General features: G+C 61.2%; 13 protein-coding genes, 1 pseudogene and 1 riboswitch. Of the genes and pseudogenes, 8 read left to right on the top strand and 6 right to left on the bottom strand.

All coding sequences use genetic code 11. The annotated features are described in order from the left end of the window. The coding region (locus HT737_RS10185; RefSeq protein WP_182402440.1) for a pyridoxamine 5'-phosphate oxidase family protein at positions 1-1,796 on the top strand (1,796 nt) is incomplete at its 5' end. A 52-nt stretch (positions 1,797-1,848) separates the two neighbouring features. Here the strand turns inward: HT737_RS10185 and HT737_RS32700 are convergent. Continuing rightward, positions 1,849-2,592, bottom strand: a complete 744-nt coding sequence (locus HT737_RS32700) for a methyl-accepting chemotaxis protein (protein ID WP_371260437.1) — start codon at positions 2,590-2,592, stop codon at positions 1,849-1,851. A gap of 111 nt (positions 2,593-2,703) precedes the next feature. Then, a pseudogene (locus tag HT737_RS32695) lies at positions 2,704-2,901 on the bottom strand (HAMP domain-containing protein); the annotation flags it as partial. 1,352 nt (positions 2,902-4,253) lie between these two features. Here HT737_RS32695 and HT737_RS10175 point away from each other — a divergent pair. Next, complete coding sequence (locus HT737_RS10175) at positions 4,254-5,072, top strand: M48 family metallopeptidase (RefSeq protein WP_025109318.1); 819 nt, start codon at positions 4,254-4,256, stop codon at positions 5,070-5,072. A gap of 188 nt (positions 5,073-5,260) precedes the next feature. Here the strand turns inward: HT737_RS10175 and HT737_RS10170 are convergent, their stop codons facing one another. From HT737_RS10170 to HT737_RS10160, 3 genes are all read right to left on the bottom strand, one after another. Beyond that, the gene (locus HT737_RS10170; protein WP_182402436.1) at positions 5,261-5,845 is read right to left on the bottom strand and encodes a TMEM165/GDT1 family protein; all 585 of its coding nucleotides are present in this window, start codon (positions 5,843-5,845) and stop codon (positions 5,261-5,263) included. A 76-nt stretch (positions 5,846-5,921) separates the two neighbouring features. After that, a riboswitch (yybP-ykoY riboswitch) is annotated at positions 5,922-6,058 on the bottom strand. Between the two features lie 40 nt (positions 6,059-6,098). Next, positions 6,099-7,097 (bottom strand): class I SAM-dependent methyltransferase, encoded by a 999-nt coding sequence (locus HT737_RS10165; protein WP_047296460.1) that lies wholly within the window; start codon positions 7,095-7,097, stop codon positions 6,099-6,101. Between the two features lie 34 nt (positions 7,098-7,131). Next, positions 7,132-8,097 (bottom strand): 2-hydroxyacid dehydrogenase, encoded by a 966-nt coding sequence (locus HT737_RS10160; RefSeq protein WP_182402434.1) that lies wholly within the window; start codon positions 8,095-8,097, stop codon positions 7,132-7,134. Between the two features lie 275 nt (positions 8,098-8,372). Here HT737_RS10160 and HT737_RS10155 point away from each other — a divergent pair, with 275 nt between their 5' ends. Then, a complete protein-coding gene (locus HT737_RS10155; protein WP_182402432.1) occupies positions 8,373-9,002 on the top strand; it encodes a LysE family translocator in 630 nt (209 codons plus the stop codon). 94 nt (positions 9,003-9,096) lie between these two features. Here the strand turns inward: HT737_RS10155 and HT737_RS10150 are convergent, their stop codons facing one another. Continuing rightward, positions 9,097-9,861, bottom strand: coding sequence for a helix-turn-helix domain-containing protein (locus HT737_RS10150; RefSeq protein ID WP_182402430.1), 765 nt, complete (start codon positions 9,859-9,861; stop codon positions 9,097-9,099). Positions 9,862-9,961: 100 nt separating this feature from the next. Between HT737_RS10150 and HT737_RS10145 the strand changes: the two genes are divergently transcribed. The 5 genes from HT737_RS10145 to HT737_RS10125 all read left to right on the top strand — a co-directional run bounded on the left by HT737_RS10145 (position 9,962) and on the right by HT737_RS10125 (position 19,534). After that, the gene (locus tag HT737_RS10145) at positions 9,962-11,146 is read left to right on the top strand and encodes an MFS transporter (protein ID WP_121187144.1); all 1,185 of its coding nucleotides are present in this window, start codon (positions 9,962-9,964) and stop codon (positions 11,144-11,146) included. A 147-nt stretch (positions 11,147-11,293) separates the two neighbouring features. Beyond that, on the top strand, positions 11,294-12,976 hold the full coding sequence (locus tag HT737_RS10140) for a fatty acid--CoA ligase (RefSeq protein WP_047296451.1): 1,683 nt from the start codon (positions 11,294-11,296) through the stop codon (positions 12,974-12,976). Positions 12,977-13,314: 338 nt separating this feature from the next. Continuing rightward, a complete protein-coding gene (locus tag HT737_RS10135) occupies positions 13,315-15,204 on the top strand; it encodes a DUF1302 domain-containing protein (RefSeq protein WP_047296449.1) in 1,890 nt (629 codons plus the stop codon). Between the two features lie 28 nt (positions 15,205-15,232). Continuing rightward, the gene (locus HT737_RS10130) at positions 15,233-16,597 is read left to right on the top strand and encodes a DUF1329 domain-containing protein (protein WP_047296448.1); all 1,365 of its coding nucleotides are present in this window, start codon (positions 15,233-15,235) and stop codon (positions 16,595-16,597) included. A 204-nt stretch (positions 16,598-16,801) separates the two neighbouring features. Next, a complete protein-coding gene (locus HT737_RS10125; protein ID WP_182402428.1) occupies positions 16,802-19,534 on the top strand; it encodes a LuxR C-terminal-related transcriptional regulator in 2,733 nt (910 codons plus the stop codon). Positions 19,535-19,577 lie beyond the last annotated feature (43 nt).

Here is a 19,577-nt window from a genome sequence, read left to right as displayed (position 1 = left end):
ACCTGCATTTCGCCAGCCAACCCGCTGCTGATGATCCAGCGCAATTGCGCAATGACGAACCGATCGGGTTGCTCGGCATTGAATTGCATACCCGCCGCCGCAATCGCCTCAACGGTCATGTCGCCAATCTCACCGAGCAGGGTTTCGAGGTGAGCGTGGATCAGGCTTTCGGCAACTGTCCGCAATACATTCAACTGCGTCAGTTCCAGCGCGTGCCGCTGAGCGATCCGCAGACGCGGCCAGCGCAGCACGGCAACGGTCTTGATGACGCGGCCCGGGCGATGATCGAAGGCGCCGACACCTTCTTTGTCGCCAGTTACGTCGATGCCGACGGACAACCTGCGGTGGATGTTTCCCATCGCGGCGGGCAGGCCGGGTTTGTCCGGGTCGAAGGTCATCGCCTGACCATCCCGGATTTTGCCGGCAACCTGCACTTCAACACGCTCGGCAACCTGCTGCTCAATCCCAAGGCCGGCCTGCTGTTCATCGACTTTTCCACAGGCGATGTGCTGCAACTGAGCGGGCGGACCGAAATCATCCTTGAAGGGCCGCAGATTGAAGCGTTCCAGGGCGCCGAGCGTCTGTGGACATTCGAGGTCGAGAAACTCGTGCGGCGTCCGGCGGCACTGGCCCTGCGCTGGCGCTTCGACGGCATGTCGCCCACCAGCCTGTTGACCGGCACCTGGGCCCAGGCGGACGCACGTCTGCAGGCCAAGGCTCTCGGTGACCGCTGGCGGCCGCTGCGGGTAACCCGTATCGAAAGGGAGAGCCAGCACATCCGCTCGATCTATCTGCAACCGGACGACGGTGCAGGGATGCCAGTGTTTCAGGCCGGCCAGCATCTGCCGCTGCGCTTCACTCTGAACGGGGAAACGCATATCCGCACCTACAGCCTGTCGAGTGCGCCATCGGATGATTTCCTGCGCATCAGTGTGAAACGCGAGGGCTTGATCTCAGGCCATTTGCACCAGCAGATCCGGGTCGGCGATGTTCTTGAGGCACGGGCGCCACAGGGGCACTTCACGGTGGCGCCGCTGGAACAACGGCCGCTGGTGCTGCTGGCGGCGGGGGTTGGCATTACGCCGTTGCTGTCGATGCTGCGCGAGGTGGTGTATCAAGGTCTGCGCACTCGGCGGATTCGGCCGACGTGGTTGCTGCAGAGTTCGCGCAGCCTGGCCGATCAGCCGTTTCGCCAGGAACTTGATCGCTTGCTGGAAAGTGCTGGCGACGCGGTACGGGTGATTCGCCTGCTCAGTCAGCCGGAAGCCGATGCGCACGAGGGCGAGGATTTCGACCGCCATGGGCGCATTGATGGGGCACTGCTGCGTGATCTGCTGGAGGTCGAGGATTACGACCAGATCGATTTTGCTGTCTGTGGTCCCGGCGCTTTTACCCAAAGTGTCTACGACAGTCTGCGTGAGCTGGACATACGCGACGCGCGGATCCATGCCGAAACCTTCGGCCCGTCGACGCTCAAGCGCCAGCCGGACCCGGATGCGGTGGTCATCGAGCAACCACCGGCCGCCATCACGTCCGTACCGGTGATGTTCGAACGTTCTGCCAAGGAGGCGCGCTGGCAGCCGGACGGCGGCAGTCTGCTGGAGCTCGCAGAAAGCCGTGGCCTGCGCCCCGAGTTCAGTTGCCGTGGCGGTTCGTGCGGCACCTGCAAGACGCGCCTGGTCAGTGGCGCGGTGAATTATCCACAGCCCCCGGCGGACATGCCGGAAGCGGGGCAGGTGCTGATTTGCTGCGCGGTGCCAGCGCAGAGCGAGCAGTTGCTGGTGCTGGATCTGTAACGCAACTCCCCCTGTAGGAGCTGCCGCAGGCTACGATCTTTTGATCTTGCTGTTAAACCTTGAACTGATTGATCAACCGCCGCTGCTGCTCCGCCAGTTTGGTCAGGCCGGCACTCGCCGAACTCGACTCATCCGCACCGCCCGCCACCTCATTCGCTACCTGACCGATATTGATCACGTTGCGGTTGATGTCATCCGCCACGGCGCTTTGCTCTTCAGCGGCACTGGCGATCTGCGTGTTCATGTCATTGATCACCGACACCGCCTGAGTAATCGTCTCCAGCGCTTCAGCCGCTTTCGCCGCGTGCTGCACGCTTTCGTCGGTGCGGTTCTGGCTGTCCTCCATGACCCGCACCACGTCGCGGGTGCCCTGTTGCAGTTGCTGGATCATGCTCTGGATTTCTTCGGTGGCCTTCTGGGTCTTCTGCGCCAGATTGCGCACCTCGTCCGCCACCACGGCAAAGCCGCGCCCCTGTTCGCCGGCACGCGCCGCTTCGATCGCGGCGTTCAGCGCCAGCAGGTTGGTCTGCTCGGCGATCCCGCGTATGGCAGTCAGGATCGCGTTGATGTTTTCACTGTCCTTGGCCAGGGTCTGCACCACGCCCACGGCTTTGCCGATTTCCAGCGCCAGCGCACCAATCGAATTCGAGGTATCACGGACGATCTGCATGCCTTGGCCTGCAGCCTGATCCGCATGGCTGGCGGCTTGCGCCGCCTGGGTGGCGTTGCGCGCCACGTCTTGCGCAGTGGCGGTCATTTCCTGCACGGCCGTGGCGACCTGATCGATCTCGGCCATTTGTTTCTGAATGCCGATGTTGGTGCGAATGGCGATGTCGGCCGTGTGTTCGGAGGAATCGCTGACGCTCTGCACCGACGTCACCACCTGCGTGATCATCGCCTGCAATTTGGCGAGGAAGGTGTTGAAGCCTTTGGCAATCGAGCCGAGTTCATCGCTTCGATCACTGCTCAAGCGACGGGTCAGATCGCCTTCACCTTTGGCAATGTCGTCGAGCATGGCGACCATCTGCTTCAGGGGGCGGGCGATGCCGTGGCCCACCAGCCAGATCACCAGCAGGCCGATGCCGGCGATGATCAGACCGACCATGGCCATGCCGAAGGTATCGGATTTGCGCTGGGCCTCGAGATCGGCCTGAAGTTTCTGCAGGTCGGCCATTACCGCGTTCAACGGCAGTTGCAGCATCAGGGTCCAGTGCGCGTCGGTCTGGCCGATGCCGAATGGCAGGTACAACTCGATGCGGCCCTTGTCCTTGTTGACGGAGTAGGTGACTTCGCCGCGTTTGAGATTGGCCATGTTGGCAATCTGTTCGGCGTCGAGAATGTCGCTGATCTTTTCACCGAATTTGCTCGGGTCCTGGGTGTAGGCCACGATCCGGCCGTTGCCGCCGATCAGGGCCATTTGCCCGGCACCGCTGTACAGCTTCTGGTTGGCGGCGAGAAGCATGTCCTGAATGAAGTTCACTGACAGGTCGGCGCCGACGATGCCCTGGAATGCGCCGTTGAGCATGATCGGTTCAATGAACGAGGCGAGCATGACGACTTTGTCGCCGACTTTGTACGGCGCCGGATCGATCACGCAGGGTTTTCTGGTTTCCTTGGAGCAGAGGTAATACTCACTGGCGCGCACCCCGGTGGACAGGGTTTTCTGATCGTCGACATCGGCCAGTTTGTCCACGCCCAGACTGCCGTCGGTATTGCGGAACCACCACGGCAGGAAACGTCCATTGGCGGGATCGATACCGGTCACGGCGCTGCCGACGTAGGCCGCGTCATTGTGGTCCAGTGCGTTCTTTTCCCAGCCGATGTAGGTGCCGAGAATTTTCGGGTTCTGCTCGACGTTTTCCTTGATCAGGCTGATCAATTGCTCGCGGCTGATGTTCAGTCGCGGCTGGCCGTCGGCGCCCGGTGTGCCGAGCAGCGTGTTGACCCGCACCAGTCCGCCGGCGATCAGCAGCGGCGCTTCGAGTTCGCGCTGGATCTGGCTGACCTGGGTCTGCGCCAGCGAGGTCAGGCGCTGTTCGATGACTTGTTCGAATTGCGCCTGGGTGCGCTGTTGCACCATGTCTTGAGTGCGGGCGCCGGAAAACAGCGCGTACAGCACCAGCGCGGCGACCACGCTGAGGACGATGGCGCCGGCCAGGGCGGCGACGGAAAACTGGATCGACTTGAACTTCATGGGAGCTCCGCACGCGAGAGGACGTCTGCGCTGTTGTATCGGCAGCAGGCATGGCGCCATGAGTGTTGAGCGGAACAAAGGGCGGAGGATGTCGCAAATGGATCGGTGCGCGACGCAGCGGCAGCAGACTTGCCGGTTGCTGTGAATTTTTTACGACAACAACGGTGGGAAACTTCCGAAAGACGCTGCAACACGTCTGTTGTATCTGGCGCCGATACAATTCACCCCCTAGGATACGCGGCAGGTTTTCAGGGAGCTTTTGAATGAACAAGACATTGGTTGTAAGTGCACTGAGCGCAGCGTTGTTGCTGGCCGGTTGTCAGTCGGTCAACACCACCAGCGGCGGAGCCGTGGGCGTGGAGCGCAAGCAGTACATGTTCAGCATGCTGTCCTCGCAAGAGGTCGACCAGATGTATGCCCAGTCCTATCAGAAGACCGTCGGCGAGGCGTCGAGCAAAGGCGTGCTGGACAAGACCAGCCCGGAGGCCAAGCGGGTTCAGGCAATTGCCAACCGGCTGATCGCTCAGGCGCCGAATTTCCGCCCGGATGCCGCGCAGTGGCAATGGGAAGTCAACCTGATCAAGAGCGATGAGCTCAACGCCAACTGCGGGCCTGGCGGCAAGATCATTTTCTACACCGGACTGATCGACAGCCTGAAGCTGACCGACGATGAAATCGCCGCAGTCATGGGCCACGAAATCGCCCACGCCCTGCGCGAGCACGGTCGTGAAGCGATGTCCAAGGCTTATGGGATCGAGATGGCCAAGCAGGGCGCCGGCGCGTTGTTCGGTCTGGGCCAGGACAGCCTGGCGCTGGCCGACACCGTGGCCAACTACGGCATGACCTTGCCCAACAGTCGCGCCAATGAAAACGAAGCCGATCTGATTGGCCTCGAACTGGCCGCGCGCGCCGGCTACAACCCGAATGCCGCGATCACCTTGTGGAACAAGATGAGCAAGGCCTCGGAAGGCGCACCACCGGAATTCATGAGCACTCACCCGGCCTCGTCCAGCCGGATCGCCTCGTTGCAGGCGGCGATTCCGAAGGTGATGCCGTTGTACGAGAAAGCCCCGAAGTCCTGATAGGCATTCCGGGCAAGTCGAACCTGCTGCTGTAGTGAGGGGATTCATCCCCGATGGGCTGCGAAGCAGCCCCAAAACCTATGACTGCGGTGTACCAGGTACACCGAGGTGGTCAGCTTTGGGGCGCTTCGCAGCCCATCGGGGATAAATCCCCTCACCACAGATTTTGTGGGGTTCAGTGGATAGGGTTAAATCCAGCCACTGCTCTGCATCGCCTTGTACACCGCAACAATCGCCAGAATGAAGAACGCCGAAGCCGCCAGGCGACGGATCAACGTCAGTGGCAATTTCTCCGCAGCAAAGTTACCCGCCAAGACCACCGGCACGTTGGCAATCAGCATGCCTGCCGTGGTGCCGATAATCACCAGCCACAGCTCAGGGTATTGCGCCGCCAGCATCACAGTGGCGATCTGCGTCTTGTCACCGATTTCCGCGAGGAAGAACGCGATCAACGTGGTCAGGAAGGGCCCGAACTTACGCGCGGTGCTGGCTTCATCGTCATCCATCTTGTCCGGGACCAGCGTCCACAGTGCAGTGGCGGCGAAGCTCGCGGCAAGAATCCAGTGCAACACCGAGTCGGAGAAGAAGCTGCCGAACCAGGCGCCTACCGCACCGGCTGCTGCGTGGTTGGCCAGGGTCGCGGCGATGATACCGGCAATGATCGGCCAGGGTTTGCGAAAGCGAGCGGCGAGAATCAGCGCGAGCAGTTGCGTCTTGTCGCCGATTTCGGCCAAGGCAACGATTGCGGTGGGAACGAGTAACGAGTCCAGCATCAGGATTTTCCTAAGGGGCGGGTCGACACGGCTATGACACGTACAGCCTTCCCCGCCCCGGGTAAGGTGTGCGTGTCATAGGTCTTGTCAAACCCTGCGATCCGTCTGGTGCGGACGCTGGGGTCGCATACGCCATGATCTGAGGATCAAGTATGTTGACGTATGCCGGACGAGCTTGGCGCTCGTGGGAGACTACTCCCCTAGGACGGAGCGGATTCTGCCTAGGCAGAATCCATTCGGCAAGTGCTAATTTTCAGCCGCGCTTGGCCCGGTAAATCCGGAAACCATTGCCTTCGGCCTTGATCGCGCACACGCCCAGGTGCTCTTCGATCAATGGCTGATACTTCAGGAAGCTGTTCGCAACCAAGCGCAGTTCGCCGCCGTTTTTCAGATGTTTGGCTGCTTTTCGCAGCAAATTCTCAGTAGCGAAATAATCCGTATGCACCCCGACATGGAACGGCGGGTTGCTCAGAATCGCGTTCAAACCCATGGGTGCAGCATCGATGCCGTCACCGGTCAGCACTTCGGCTTCCAGACCGTTGGCCGCCAAAGTCAGACGACTGCTGGCGGCAGCGAAGGCATCGACGTCGAGCAGGGTCACCTGATTGTGCGGATAACGCCGTTTGACCGCCGCGCCCAAAACCCCGGCGCCACAACCGAAATCCAGCAGATGACCGCTCGGCAGTTTGTCCAGATGCTCCAGCAGCAGGGCGCTGCCACGATCCAGCCGGCCATGACTGAATACACCGGGCAGGCTGATGACTTTAAGCGGGCCTTCGGCCAGTGGCAGCTCGTAAGTCTGCGCCAGGCTTTCCAGCGATTTGGCTTCCGGCGCATTGGCCACGGTCACTTGCCACAGTTGGCAATGGCGCGCGCTGTCGAGTTTGCGCGGCTTGCCGAACGGGTTGAGCTGCTTGGAAGCACCCTCGATTCCGCTGCGTTTTTCCCCGACCAGAAACACTTCGCGCCCGGGCAGACGTGCGGCCACCGCGTTGAGGATGTAGTCGGTCAGGTCCTTGGACTTGGGCAAAAACACCACCGCGCTGTCGAACGCGCGCTCCGGCACGTTTACGCCGAAATGGCTGCGGCCTTCGAAACGAGCATCAAGTGCGGCTTGATCGCCGGCGTGCCAGCACCAGCCGAACGCATTCGGCAAACGCCCGAGCAAATCGTCGGCGGGCAAACCGGCCAGTAACAGCGAACCCTGGAATAACTCGGCCTGACGAAGCAGTACTTCACTGCGCGGATCCATAACTGCTCCTTGGAAAAAAAAGTGCCGCAGTTTATCAACTGACGACCCGCAGCGCTGTACCGCTGAAGAACGCCTGGGCGTTTTCGGTCAATTGGCCAACGATACGCTGCCGTGCTTCGCGACTGCCCCAGGCGTTGTGCGGAGTGACGATCAGCCGTGGAATATCGCCCGCCAGCAGCGGGTTGCCGTTGACCGGCGGTTCGACACTGAGCACATCGGTCGCCGCACCGCCGAGGTGACCGTTGCGCAGGGCATCGGCCAAGGCTTGCTCGTCGATCAAACCACCGCGAGCGGTGTTGACCACAAAGGCGCCGGGTTTCATCGCCGCCAGCTCGCGGGCGCCGATGACGTGTCGGGTGTGTTCATTAAGCGGGCAGTGCAACGTCAGGGCGTCGATCTGCGGCAGCAGTTCGTCCAGGGGCAGACGATCCGGGCGTGCCGGGCGGCCGGGAATCTGCCCGAGCAATACGCGCATGCCAAAGGCTTCGGCCAGCCTTGCGACCGCGCCGCCGAGCTCGCCATGACCGAGCAGACCGAGGGTTTTGCCCTCCAGTTCGACGATCGGGTAGTCCAGCAGGCAGAACTGTCTGGCTTGCTGCCAGCGACCGTCGCCAACGGCTTTTTGATAATCGGTCAGGCGGGTGGCGAGGTTGAGCAGCAACATGATCGTGTGTTGCGCCACCGACGGCGTGCCGTAACCCTGACAGTTGCACACGGTAATGCCGTGGGCGCGGGCCGCGTCCAGATCGACGTTGTTGGTGCCGGTGGCGGTGATCAGGATCAGTTGCAGATCGGGATTGGCGGCCATCGCGGCGGCGTCGATGCGGATCTTGTTGGTGATCGCCACGCAGGCACCGTGCAGGCGTTCGGCGACTTGTTCCGGTGCGACCTGGGCGAACAGTTGCAGGTCGCTGAAGCAGGTGCGCAAGGGGCTGAGGTCAAGATCGCCGAGATCCAGAGACGGGTGATCGAGGAATACGGCGCGGCGCGGGTTCGTCATCAACTGTACCTTTTGTGCTTGGAACGGAAGGCGTAATCTGCCGAGCCTACCAGATGAAACAATTGGTTACTCAGCCAGAGGCAGGCGCCTTCCCTGTGGCGAGGGAGCTTGCTCCCTCTGGGCTGCGAAGCAGACCCAGACCCATTCACCGTACTGTGTCAGGCACACCGGTGTTTCAGGTTACGGCTGCTGCGCAGCCGAGCGGGAGCAAGCTCCCTCGCCACAGGGTTTGAACCAGTTGATGAATTGTTTTTACTCATTAAAGAGGAGCCCCCATGTACTGGACCGAGTTCTTGACCGTTGCCCTGATCCACCTGCTGGCCGTGGCCAGCCCCGGACCGGACTTTGCCGTGGTGGTGCGCGAGAGCGTGACCCATGGTCGTCGCGCCGGCACCTGGACCGCGCTGGGTGTGGGCACGGCGATTTTCCTGCATGTGGGTTATTCGCTGCTGGGCATCGGCCTGATCGTGTCGCAGTCGATCGTGTTGTTCAACGCCTTGAAATGGGCCGCCGCCGCTTACCTGCTGTACATCGGCTTCAAAGCCTTGCGCGCGCAGCCGACGAAAATCGTTACCGATGACCTGCACAAGGAAGCTGGCGTGCGTACCGCGCGCGGCGCCTTCACTTCAGGCTTCGTCACCAATGGCCTGAACCCGAAAGCCACGCTGTTTTTCCTGTCGCTGTTCACTGTGGTGATCAACCCGCACACCCCGCTGGCGGTGCAGGCCGGGTACGGGGTTTACCTGGCGGTGGCGACTGCGACCTGGTTCTGTCTGGTGGCGATGCTGTTCAGCCAGCAACGCGTACGCGCCGGTTTCGCCCGCATGGGCCACTGGTTCGACCGCACCATGGGTGCGGTGCTGATCGCGATCGGCGTGAAACTGGCGTTCACCGAGATGCATTGATCAACACTCACTGTAGGAGCTGCCGCAGGCTGCGATCTTTTTATCTTCTAAAAGCAGAATCAAAAGATCGCAGCCTCGTTTCACTCGACAGCTCCTACACGAGTTCGCTCAGCTTGCTCAGGGTTTGCAGATAATCCCGAGGATTCTCCCCGAGCAAACGGCGAAACATCGCGCTGAACGCCCGCGCGCTGCCGTACCCCAGGTCCCGCGCCACGCGCTGCACGCTGTCCCCGGCTAGCAGGCGCGGCAGCGCTTCCATCAGGCGCAGTTGCTGGCGCCAGGCGTTGAAACTCATCTTCAATTGTCGCTGGAACAGCCGCGCCAGAGTGCGTGAGCTGGCGCCGACCTGTTGCGCCCAGTCTTCCAGGGTGTTGGGGTGATCCGGGGTGTCCAGCAACGCCAGACAGATGTTCTGCAGGCGTCGGTCGGTGGGCATTGGAATGTGCAGCGGCAGGTTTTCCAGGCTGGCGAGCTCTTCCAGCATCAACTGCTGGATCAGCGGATTGTCCGCGTGCGGCGGGCCTTGTACGGCGCGCAGGATCAGCTCGCGCAGTAACGGCGTCACCGCCAGCACGCAGCACTGTTGCAGGCTGACCGGTGACAGCTCGGGGGCAATGAACAGCGAGCGCATCTGCACATCGCCGGACATGAATATCTCGTGCGCGACCTGCGGCGGAATCCATACCGCGCGGCTTGGCGGAATCACCCAGGCACCGAGGGCGGTGACCACCCGCATGATCCCTCTGACGGCATACAGCAACTGCGCCTCGCGGTGCAGGTGCAGCGGCTGGTGCGCGCCGTCCAGATAATCCCGGGGATAGGCACTCACCGGGCCGTGTTCGAAGTGGCTGATCAACATGTCGGATTCGATGACCTGGTTGGCAGGTATGCGCTTTTTCGCCAACTTAGCATAAAGCCGCTGACAACCATTCGCCCATAACAAACTAAAGCGTGCCGCCATGAACCAATCCCGAAACGTGATCCGCTACGTCAATGCTGCCCATGTGATCGATCACATGTTCATGCTGATTTTCCCCGCCGCCGTGCTCGGCATGACCCAGGCCTTTGGTCTCGATTACGCCGCGCTGATCGGTCTGTCCCTGGGTGGGTTCATTGCCTTTGGCGCCTGCTCGTTACCCGCCGGCTGGCTGGGCGATCACTGGAGCCGGCGGCAGATGATGCTGGTGTTTTTCTTCGGCATCGGCGCCTCGGCAATCTTCACCGGGCTGAGCACCAGCCCGACGATGCTGGTGATCGGGTTGACCTTGATCGGAATTTTCGCCGCGATCTACCACCCGGTGGGCACCGCGATGCTGGTGGCCTACGCGCAGAATCGCGGGCGGGAGATCGGCATCAATGGCATGTGGGGCAACCTCGGCGTGGCGTTCTCGGCGCTGGTCACCGGTTTGCTGGTGGCGCAGTTCGGCTGGCGTTCGGCCTTTGTGTTACCGGGCGTGGTGGCGATCATGCTGGGAATCGGCTTCGCCGTGCAGGTGCGCGAAGAGCCGATCCCGCAGCGTCCGCACACCGCACTGAAGGGCGCTGCCGGGCAGCGGATTTCGATGCTCATGGTGTTTGGTGTGCTGGCACTGGCGACGGCCACCGGCGGTGTAGTGTTCAACGCCACCACCATGACCTACCCGAAGCTGTTTCAGGAACGTCTGCATGACTTGTTCGCCTCGCCGCAAACCCTCGGCGTGGTGGTCAGCCTGGCGTATGCCTTTGGTGCAGTGGCGCAGTTGAGCATCGGCCAGGTGTTGCACCGAGTCAGCCTGAAATGGCCGTTTATTGTGTTGACGCTGTTTCAGGCGCCGCTGTTGTACGCCATGGCGTATGTCGATGGCTGGGCAGTGATCGTGCTCGGTGCGGCGTTCATGTTCGTGGTGTTCGGTCAGGTCACGGTGAACGACTCAATGGTCGCCAATTTTGTCGCGCCGCAGTGGCAGTCACGGGTCTTCGCCCTGCGTTACTGCCTGTCGTTCGGCGCCAGTGCGACAGCGATTCCGCTGATTGCCTATGTCGAGCCGCGTCATGGTTTCGCAGGGCTTTACTTGATTCTGGCGGGTTTCGGCGCATTGACCTTCCTTGCTGCGCTGGTTTTCCCACGGACGCCTTCCGAAGCGGCTGTAGGGCAAACGGCCTGATCGGCGCTGAAATACCGGCAAATGCTGGCGCAAAGCTAGCATTTGTACGGCTGTGCAAATCATTCCTTCGGCTGATTTGGCTGGGGTATAACGGCTCTAGAGTAATGCTCTCTACGCCAACACCGTGCAGCCAGAAAAGGGATTCATATGTTGCAGACTCGCGTCATTCCCCCGGCCGATGGGGCCTACCAGTATCCATTGCTGATCAAGCGGTTGCTGATGTCCGGCGCCCGTTACGAGAAAACCCGCGAGATCATCTACCGTGACCAGTTGCGTTACAGCTATCCGACCCTGATCGAGCGGGTTGCGCGGCTGGCCAACGTGTTGACGGCGGCCGGGGTGAAGGCGGGGGACACCGTGGCGGTGATGGACTGGGACAGCCATCGCTACCTGGAATGCATGTTCGCCATCCCGATGCTCGGCGCGGTGATTCACACCATCAACGTACGGCTGTCGCCGGAGCAGATCCTCTACACCATGAACCACGCCGAGGACCGCTTCGTGCTGGTCAACAGCGAGTTCGTCGGACTGTATCAGGCCATCGCGCCGCACCTGACCACGGTGGAGAAAACCCTGCTGCTGACCGATCTGCCGGAAAAGACCGCCGAGCTGCCGAATCTGGTCGGCGAGTACGAGCAACTGCTGGCCGCCGCCAGTGCGCACTACGACTTTCAGGATTTCGACGAGAACTCCGTCGCCACCACGTTCTACACCACCGGTACTACCGGCAATCCGAAGGGCGTGTACTTCACCCATCGGCAACTGGTGCTGCACACCATGGGCGTGTCGACGATCATGGGCGCGATCGACAGCGTGCGCCTGCTCGGCACCAACGACGTGTACATGCCGATCACGCCGATGTTCCATGTGCATGCCTGGGGTTTGCCGTACGTGGCGACGATGCTCGGGCTCAAGCAGGTTTATCCGGGGCGTTACGACCCGGAGTTCCTGGTCGAGCTGTGGCGCAAGGAGAAGGTCACGTTCTCCCACTGCGTGCCGACCATCCTGCAAATGCTGCTCAACGCCAAAGGCGCGCAGGGCACCGATTTCGGCGGCTGGAAAATCGTCATCGGCGGCAGTGCGCTCAATCGCACGCTGTATGAAACCGCCAAGGCCCGGGGCATTCAGTTGACGGCGGCGTACGGTATGTCGGAGACCGGGCCGCTGGTCTCGTGTGCGCACCTCAACGACGAATTGATGGCCGGCACCGAAGACGAGCGCACCACTTACCGGATCAAGGCTGGTGTGCCGGGGCCGTTGGTGGAAGCGGCGATCGTCGACGCCGAGGGCAACTTCCTCCCCGCCGATGGCGAAACCCAGGGCGAGCTGGTGCTGCGCGCACCGTGGCTGACCGAAGGCTATTTCAACGAGCCGCAGAAAGGCGCCGAACTGTGGGCCGGCGGCTGGCTGCACACCGGCGATGTGGCAACGCTCGACAGCATGGGCGTGATCGACATCCGCGACCGCATCAAGGACGTGATCAAGACCGGCGGCGAGTGGATCTCTTCGCTGGACCTCGAAGACCTGATCAGCCGTCATGTGGCGGTACGTGAAGTAGCAGTGGTGGGCATCGCCGATCCGCAGTGGGGCGAACGGCCGTTTGCGCTGCTGGTGATCCGCGAAGGTCACGAGATCGGCGCGCGCGAGCTCAAGGAACACCTCAAGCCGTTCGTGGAATTGGGGCACTTGAGCAAGTGGGCGATTCCGAGCCAGATCGCCCTTGTTACGGAAATTCCCAAGACCAGTGTCGGCAAGCTCGACAAGAAGCGCATTCGCCTCGACATCACCGAATGGCAGGCCAACAACAGCACCTTCCTCTCGACACTTTGAGTGTCTGCTGGCGCGCCGAAAACGGCGCGCCAGACCCACCAAGCAAGCGCTTGGCTTGTTAAATCGAAAAAATCAGCCATCCTTGCCGGGCCGACATCTGTCGGACTGGCGAAAGGACTGTTCCAGAGTGGCTGGCAGCTGCAAATCACACTTTAGAGGGATCAAGCGATACCCACCTGCTGGCTATAGTCCGCTCAAGGATTTTTAAGAACGGGGCACACGCACGACACGGGGCGATGCAACTTTGGAGTGACGTCGGGCGGCTACTGGCTCCCGGTCTTCCAGGCGTTTTTAAAAGTACTCAATGCCATAACAATAATGCACATGGAGTAGCGTCGATGACATCAGTAAACCAGTTCTGGCGCCGGGCTAAACTGCCTCTGGCCGTCAGTCTTGCCTCTACGCTCGCCGGGCCCGCATTCGGCGTCAGTTTCAACGTCGGTGAAATCGAAGGTCAGTTCGACTCTTCGCTCTCCCTGGGCATGAGTATCTCGACTCAGCAGCCGAACAAGGACCTTATTGGTGTCAACAACGGCGGCAAGGGCCTGTCCCAGACCTCCGACAACGGTCACCTGAACTTCAAGAGCGGGCAAGCCTTCTCGAAGATCTTCAAAGGCATCCATGATCTCGAATTGAAATACGGCGACACCGGGGTCTTCGTCCGGGGCAAATACTGGTACGACTTCGCGCTGCAGAACCAGGACCTGGAATACAAGGACGTCAGCAACCACAACCGCGATGTGGCGGCGCGTTCTTCTGGCGGGCAGATCCTCGACGCCTTCGTTTACCACAACTACTCGATTGCCGATGAGCCAGGTTCGGTGCGCCTGGGCAAGCAGGTAGTGAACTGGGGCGAAAGTACCTTCATCGGCGGTGGCATCAACTCGATCAACCCGATCGACGTGTCCGCGTTTCGTCGTCCGGGTGCCGAGATCAAGGAAGGTCTGATCCCGGTCAACATGTTCTATGTGTCGCAGAGCCTCACCGAAAACCTTTCGGCCGAAGGTTTCTATCAGATCGACTGGCAGAAGACCGTCACCGACAACTGCGGAACGTTCTTCTCGCAGCCGGACATCGTCACTACCGGTTGCGACGACAACCTGCGGGTATTGAACAAGCGCTCGACCATCCCGGCCATCGCGCTCGGCCCGTTGGCAGGCGCGGGTGTCGACGTCAACGAAGAGGGTGTGCTGGTGCGCCGTTCGCCTAATCGCAATGCGCGTGACAGCGGACAGTGGGGCGTTTCCGCCAAGTACATGTTCGACCCGCTGGCCACCGAGTTCGGTGCCTACTTCATGAACTATCACAGCCGCGCGCCGATCTTCAGCGCCACCGGCGCGCCACAGTCGATCTATAACGGCGTGGCGGCATTGCCGGGGCCATTCCGGGCGCTGGGGCCACTGGTGGTCGCGGGCAACTCGGAATACTTCATCGAATACCCTGAAGACATTCGCCTCTACGGTCTGAGCTTCTCCACCACCCTGCCTACCGGTACGGCGTGGAGCGGTGAGGTCAGCTACCGGCCGAATGCGCCGGTACAGTTGAACTCCACCGACATCCTGTTCGCCGGCGTGCGTCCGCTGGGTGGTGCGTTGAGCAATGCATCGGTCCTCAACGGCGTGCCGGGCCAGGACCTGCACGGTTACAACCGCAAAGAGATCACCCAACTGCAAACCACCCTGACGCACTTCTTCGATCAGGTGATGGGCGCCAACCGCCTGACCCTGGTGGGTGAGGTCGGCGTGACCCACGTCGGTGGCCTGGAGAGCAGATCCGAAGCCCGCTACGGCCGCGACCCGGTGTTCGGCCCGGGTGAGTTGCCTGCCACTGGCGGTCTGAACACCTGCTCGCAGATCCTCAACACCTCGACCATCAACGGTGCCGGTCCGGGGGCGTCGCGCGATAACGTGTCCAGCAACTGCAACAACGACGGTTTCACCACCTCGACCTCGTGGGGCTATCGCGCTCGTGCGATCTGGGATTACAGCGACGTGTTCGCCGGTGTGAACCTCAAGCCGAACGTGGCCTGGTCGCATGACGTGAAAGGCTACTCGCCAGGCCCTGGCGGCAACTTCGAGGAAGGTCGCAAGGCGATCAGCCTCGGTCTGGATGCCGAATACCAGAACACCTACACGGCGAGCCTGGCCTACACCAACTTCTTTGGCGGCGACTACACGACCGTGGACGATCGTGACTTCGTTGCCCTCAGTGTTGGCGTGAACTTCTAAGCACAGTTTTTTCAGGACGAACACACATATGAAAATAACAAAGAGTCTGTTCCAAGCCGGTGTTCTGGGGCTGTCGCTGCTCGCGACCAGCGTCATGGCGGCCGTTCCCGCCGCCGAAGCCGACAAACTGGGCAAGAGCCTGACGCCGATGGGCGCTGAAATGGCCGGTAACGCCGACGGTTCGATTCCGGCCTGGAAACCGCTGCCGAAAAATGCCGGTACCGTCGACAGCAAGGGTTTCCTGTCCGACCCGTTCGGCAGTGAAAAACCGCTGTTCACCATCACCGCGCAGAACGTCGAGCAGTACAAGGCCAAGCTTGCTCCGGGCCAGTACGCAATGTTCAAGCGCTACCCGGATACCTTCAAGATGCCGGTGTACCCGTCCCATCGCGGCTCGACCGTGCCGGATGACGTGTTTGCCGCGATCAAGAAGAACGCCACCACCACCAATCTGGTTGCCGGCGGTAACGGTCTGGAAAACTTCGACACTGCCGTGCCGTTCCCGATTCCGAAAAGCGGTCTGGAGGTGATCTGGAACCACATCACCCGCTATCGCGGTGGCAGCGTGACCCGTCTGGTCACCCAGGCCACGCCGCAAACCAACGGCTCGTTCAGCCTGGTGTATTTCCAGGACCAGTTCGTGTTCCGCGACAAGATGAAGGATTACGATCCGGCCAACCCGGGCAACATCCTGTTCTACTTCAAGCAGAAAGTGACCGCGCCGGCACGTCTGGCCGGTACCGTGCTGCTGGTGCACGAAACCCTCGACCAGGTGAAGGAACCGCGCAAGGCCTGGGTTTACGCCACTGGCCAGCGCCGTGTACGTCAGGCACCGCAAGTGTCCTATGACGGTCCGGGTACTGCCGCGGATGGTCTGCGCACTTCCGACAACCTCGACATGTACAACGGTGCGCCGGATCGCTACGACTGGGCGCTGGAAGGCAAGAAAGAGATGTACATCGCCTCCAACAGCTACAAGATCGACTCGCCGACCCTCAAGTATGCCGACATCATCAAGGCCGGTCACATCAATCAGGATCTGACCCGTTACGAGCTGCGTCGGGTCTGGCACGTGGTCGCTACCCTGAAACCGGGTCAGCGCCATATCTATGCCAAACGTGACTTCTACATCGACGAAGACACCTGGCAGGCAGCGGTCATCGACCATTACGACGGTCGCGGTCAGCTGTGGCGTGTGGCCGAGGCGCATGCCGAGGATTACTACGACAAGCAAGTGCCGTGGTACGCGCTGGAAGCCCTGTACGACCTGCAATCGGGCCGTTACCTGGCACTGGGCATGAAGAACGAAGAGAAATCAGCGTATGACTTCGGCTTCTCCGCCACCAAGAGCGAATTCCAGCCGGGCAACCTGGGCCAGGACGGTATCCGCTAAGCTTTGACCCGAGGCCGCATCCTCCGAAAAAACGCCCCGACTGGTTCGGGGCGTTTTTTTTCGTCGCGATTTTGTGCACGAGCGCCTGCTGGCTCGTAGTCTTTTTGTAGCCATTTGTAGCAATAACCTTCAAACCCTCTACGTTTACCGCTAGTCTGCGGACATCTGCTACGCCGCCAACAGCCATTCAAACAAGAGCCGGCCATGACTGATCTGTCCCCGCTTCCGGATCCTGCAAGCGCTGCCGTCGCGACACTGGACGGGCGTTTTTTTCGCCCGCCACTGCCCGACGGATACGTTTTGCGACCGCGTCTGTGTGAGCGCCTGAGTGCGGGGCTTGCGGGGCGCCTGTTGCTGGTCTGTGCGCCAGCAGGTTTCGGCAAAAGCTCGCTGGCGGTGGAGTTCTGTCAGAGCCTGCCGGCGCACTGGCGAAGCCTCTGGTTGGGCCTGAGCCCGCGGGATAACGATCCGGGACGTTTTCTCGAGCGTTTGCTGGAAGGGTTGCAGGACTACTTTCCGAATCTGGGCAGTCGCGCGCTGGGTCTGTTGAAGATGCGCCAGCGCCATCAACCGTTTGCCTTCGAAGAATGGCTCGACGGCTTGCTCGATGAGCTGGCGCTGCAACTGCAGCCAACGGCGCCACTGTTGCTGGTGCTCGATGATTACCATCTCGCCCAAGGCCCGGTGCTCGACCGCTGCCTGCAGTTTTTCCTCAATCATCTGCCCGATGGCTTGCTGGTCATGGTCACCAGTCGGCAGCGCCCGGACTGGCATCTGGCGCGCCTGCGCCTGTCGCGGCAACTGCTGGAACTGCACGAGCAGGATCTGCGACTGACCCATGACGAAGCACTGACCCTGCTTGATCGACACAGCAGTTCATTGCGCGGTGAAGCCCTGGAAAACCTGATCCAGCGTAGCGAAGGCTGGGTGGCCGGGCTGCGTTTCTGGTTGCTGGCGGCATCTGAAGCCGGCAGCGAGGCCGCGTTACCGCAAGCGCTGAACGGCGGGGAGGGGCTGATTCGCGACTATCTGCTGGAGGAAGTCATCGATTGCCTGCCCGCCGAGGTACAGGCATTTCTCTACGACACCGCGCCTCAGGAACGCTTTTGCAGCGAACTGTGCGACGCGGTGCGTGAAGCCCACGACAGCGCCGAAATCCTGCGGTTTCTGCTGGCGCATCAGGTGTTCCTGGTGCCGCTGGACGAGCACGGTCACTGGTATCGCTATCACCATCTGTTTTCCGATCTGCTGCGCAGCCGGCCCCTGACCCAGACGCTGGTGCCGGCGGCGACCCTGCATCTGCGCGCCTGCCGCTGGTTCAATGCTCAAGGGCTGCTCGACGAAGCGGTGGAGCAGGCCTTGCGCGCCGGCCATCTGGATGTGGCGGCGAACCTGGTACAGAACCTGTCCGAGGAACAACTGCTCGCCGAGCAGAATATCGGCATGCTGCTGCGCTGGAAGATGGACTTGCCCGACAGCCTGTTGATCAGTACACCCCGCTTGATCGTTCTGTACAGCTGGGCGCTGGGGCTGGCCTGTCAGCTGGATGCCGCTGAAGAGCTGGCCAGTCATTTGAGTCGCTTCCTGCCCGCGCCTTCGGCCTCTGCGCAGAAGTCGATGCTTGCACAATGGCTGGCGCTCAGCGGGATCATCGCTCGTGGGCGTGGTCATCGTGAATTGACTCAACGCTATTGCAGCGAAGCGCTGGAAAGCCTGCCGGTAAAACGTTACGGGCAACGTCTGATGTGCCTGTCGACCTTGTCCAATCTGGCGATCGCCGACGGCGACCTGTGGCGCGCCCGGGGCCTGAATCGCGAATCCCTCGAACTGGCGCAGCGGGTCGGCAATCCGTTGTTCGAAGCCTTGGCGCATTACGACCGGGCGCGGGTACTGCAGTCGCGCGGGGAAATACTGCGCGCGCTGGATGAGGTGCATCAGGGCCTGGAACGGTTGCGTGGACTGTCCCCGCAACGTCTGTATGCGGTGCGTGCGCGGCTGACGCTGTACGAAGGTTTTCTGTTGTCCATGCGCCTGCAACCCCAACAGGCCCGGGCTCGATTGCTGAGCGGTCTGGCCGAAGCGCGGGCCTGCCGCGATATCAGTGTGTTGATCGGCCACTGCGTGATCGCTCGTCTGGACGGCAGCTTAGGCGAGTTTGCCAGGGCCTTTGCCGAACTCGCCGAAGCCGAGCGCCTGATGCATATCTGGGATGTGCCGCCGATCTACTACCTGGCGATGATCACCCTGGTCAAATGCGAACTGTGGCTGGTGCAGGGCCGTACCGATCTGGCCGAGGCCTGGCTGGCGCGTCTTGGTCAGACCTATACCGGCGAGCGTGCAGCGGCGCCACCGGAATTTCATCCTCAATTGCCATTGCATGTCGAACTGCAGCAAGCGCTGCTCGATGTGATTCAAGGGCAGCCGATGCTCGCCGAAGGACGGTTGAATGTGCTGTTGGAAAGCGGTCAGCAAACCGGTCGACAGTTGCTGTGTGTGATGGCGCTGGCGCAGAAGGTCGCCTTGTTGCTGGGCACTGGCCGCGAACCGGAAGCACGCAAAGTATTGAGTCAGGCGCTGGAAGCGGCGGCGGGTGGCGTGATACAGCCGTTTGACGCACTGATCAGAGAATATCCGGACTGGTTGCGCAGCCAATTACATGCTTCGCCGGCATTGGCAGGACAACCGTTACTGGCGCATTTTCCGCTGGTGGCGACTCGGCCAGTGGTCGAGTCCACCGCAGCCGATCAACTCAGCAGCCGGGAGCTGGCGGTTCTGCGTTTGATTGCCCAGGGCTGTTCCAATCAGGAAATCAGCGAGCAACTGTTCATTTCGCTGCATACCGTGAAAACCCATGCCAGCCATATCAACAGCAAGTTGGGGGTCGAGCGGCGTACGCAGGCGGTGGCGCGGGCCAAGGCATTGGGTGTGTTGACCTAGCCCACTGACTTGGATAGCCCCAACAAAAAACGCCCCCGAATTA

It is taken from the genome of Pseudomonas sp. MD195_PC81_125, assembly GCF_014060985.1.
Taxonomy (GTDB): Bacteria; Pseudomonadota; Gammaproteobacteria; order Pseudomonadales; family Pseudomonadaceae; genus Aquipseudomonas; species Aquipseudomonas parakoreensis.
Note: the sequence above shows the minus strand (reverse complement) of the source record. Positions and strands in the feature narration are given on the sequence as shown.

Bases quoted from the DNA above. Each gene is read 5' to 3' on its own strand.
- HT737_RS32700 (WP_371260437.1), bottom strand. From the start codon at position 2,592: ATGGCCGAGATCGATCAGGTCGCCACGGCCGTGCAGGAAATGACCGCC.
- HT737_RS10175 (WP_025109318.1), top strand. From the start codon at position 4,254: ATGAACAAGACATTGGTTGTAAGTGCACTGAGCGCAGCGTTGTTGCTG.
- HT737_RS10170 (WP_182402436.1), bottom strand. From the start codon at position 5,845: ATGCTGGACTCGTTACTCGTTCCCACCGCAATCGTTGCCTTGGCCGAA.
- HT737_RS10165 (WP_047296460.1), bottom strand. From the start codon at position 7,097: ATGGATCCGCGCAGTGAAGTACTGCTTCGTCAGGCCGAGTTATTCCAG.
- HT737_RS10160 (WP_182402434.1), bottom strand. From the start codon at position 8,097: ATGACGAACCCGCGCCGCGCCGTATTCCTCGATCACCCGTCTCTGGAT.
- HT737_RS10155 (WP_182402432.1), top strand. From the start codon at position 8,373: ATGTACTGGACCGAGTTCTTGACCGTTGCCCTGATCCACCTGCTGGCC.
- HT737_RS10150 (WP_182402430.1), bottom strand. From the start codon at position 9,861: ATGTTGATCAGCCACTTCGAACACGGCCCGGTGAGTGCCTATCCCCGG.
- HT737_RS10145 (WP_121187144.1), top strand. From the start codon at position 9,962: ATGAACCAATCCCGAAACGTGATCCGCTACGTCAATGCTGCCCATGTG.
- HT737_RS10140 (WP_047296451.1), top strand. From the start codon at position 11,294: ATGTTGCAGACTCGCGTCATTCCCCCGGCCGATGGGGCCTACCAGTAT.
- HT737_RS10135 (WP_047296449.1), top strand. From the start codon at position 13,315: ATGACATCAGTAAACCAGTTCTGGCGCCGGGCTAAACTGCCTCTGGCC.
- HT737_RS10130 (WP_047296448.1), top strand. From the start codon at position 15,233: ATGAAAATAACAAAGAGTCTGTTCCAAGCCGGTGTTCTGGGGCTGTCG.
- HT737_RS10125 (WP_182402428.1), top strand. From the start codon at position 16,802: ATGACTGATCTGTCCCCGCTTCCGGATCCTGCAAGCGCTGCCGTCGCG.